This is a genomic window from Sporosarcina sp. SAFN-015, from assembly GCF_051966875.1.
Taxonomy (GTDB): Bacteria; Bacillota; Bacilli; order Bacillales_A; family Planococcaceae; genus Sporosarcina.
The window spans coordinates 1-1,671 of record NZ_JBQCKP010000023.1 but is presented as its reverse complement, the minus strand read 5'-3'; the positions used below and the strand labels follow the sequence as shown (position 1 = coordinate 1,671).

Annotated in this window: 2 protein-coding genes; both read right to left on the bottom strand. The window is 40.9% G+C overall.

Annotated features, from left to right (window positions below; translation table 11 throughout):
• A partial coding sequence (locus tag ACTHPA_RS18455; protein WP_440502412.1) for a GTP-binding protein occupies positions 1 to 749 on the bottom strand: 749 nt, incomplete at its 3' end.
• A gap of 59 nt (positions 750 to 808) precedes the next feature.
• On the bottom strand, positions 809 to 1,671 hold an 863-nt coding region (locus ACTHPA_RS18450), incomplete at its 5' end, for a S41 family peptidase (RefSeq protein ID WP_440502411.1).

Genomic DNA, 1,671 nt, shown 5'->3' with positions numbered 1-1,671 from the left:
ATCCGATACACAGTATCCGGCAATGATTTAACCCATTCTTCAAATTCGTCTTTATCGACAGGGGTATCGAATGTAATTAATTTAGATTCCAAAGGAAGATTTCTTCCAGAAACAATTGCTTCAGAAGATGGATTTGAAACGTTTTTGAGCATCTTTTCGATAAAAGAGAAATCGATATGAGCATTCCGAGTTTGAATAATAGAAGCTGTATTATTGAAATTTGAAAGTTCCATCGATACTGTGGCCAACTCGGACTCTGACAATAAATCGATTTTATTCACCAATAAAATATGGGCATGTCTAATTTGTTCTATGAACAGCGAACGTATTTGAGGGGACATTGTATCCCTTTCCAACCACCGTTTAGCGTCCGCTACGGTTACAATCCCCTTAATCTGCAACTGATCGGCAAATAAAGGTGAATACACGGCGTCCAACGCTTCTACGGGATGAGCTGCACCCGTTGTTTCTATTAAAATGATATCGATATCGTCGTTCTCTTCGAGCAATCCTTGGAGCTGTGCTTCTGTTTTTTCTGAACCTGTGCAGCAAATGCATCCATTCAATAGTTCTTTCAACGGAATGTCTTTCTCCTTGCCTACTGTATCCGAATCGATAGAAATGGAGCCAAACTCGTTCATAAGAATTGCCGGCTTTCTCCCTTGTTCTTTCAATTGGGAGACAAGATTCAATAATAGCGACGTTTTCCCGCTGCCTAAAAAACCGCTTAATAAATATACATCAATCATAAGTAACCCTCATTTGTATATGAAAAACGCCCAATCGCGGACGAATGGACGCTTTCCAATCATTTTTTAACCTGTTCCAATAAAACTTCTTTCGCTTTGAGCAACTGTGGATCGTCTTCATGGATTTTATTTCTTAGTTCATTCATTAATCCATACGTCGTATCACCGACAAGAATGCCATCCTCTTTTAAGGACAATGCCTTCTGAAGCTCTACAACAGCTGTCTCTGTCGTTTGATCATACAACCCATCAATTTTACCTGGTTCATAACCGAGAGCACTTAACATCTCCTCTGCGGTTTTGATTGCAGGTGATACCATTCCCTCTTTCATTTCCAATGACGGATCAAGGAATGGAAGCATGGCGTATGAAGGATACGGTACTTCGATGTCTGGTTCGATCCCTTTTTCATGTATCCAATTTCCGTCTGGCGTCAACCATTTCGCTGTTGTCAGCTTCAAATTGGAGCCATCCGGTAAGTCCTTAGGTGTTTGTACCGTCCCTTTCCCATATGTCTTAATACCGATGAGCGGAACGTTTGCAGATTCTTTTAATGCCCCTGCCAAAATTTCAGAAGCGGATGCGCTTCCATCATCGATAATGAGAGTGACAGGAACTGTTACTTTTCTTCCGTCAGATGCAACATACACTTCAGGATTGTTTCCTTTTCCTTCATATTGGAATAGGTTTTTATCCTTTTCAACGAAGAGGTCTGAAATATCGATAGCCGTATTTAACATGCCGCCAGGATTTTGACGGACGTCCATGATAAGACCTTCCATGCCCTGTTCTTCCATTTCATCCAAGGCAGCTAACAGCTCTTCGTACGTATGCTCAGAGAAGCTTGTAATATGAATATGTGCAATATTGTTATCGAGCATTTCTGCATACACCGTTTCAATTGGAATGACGTCTCTTTCGA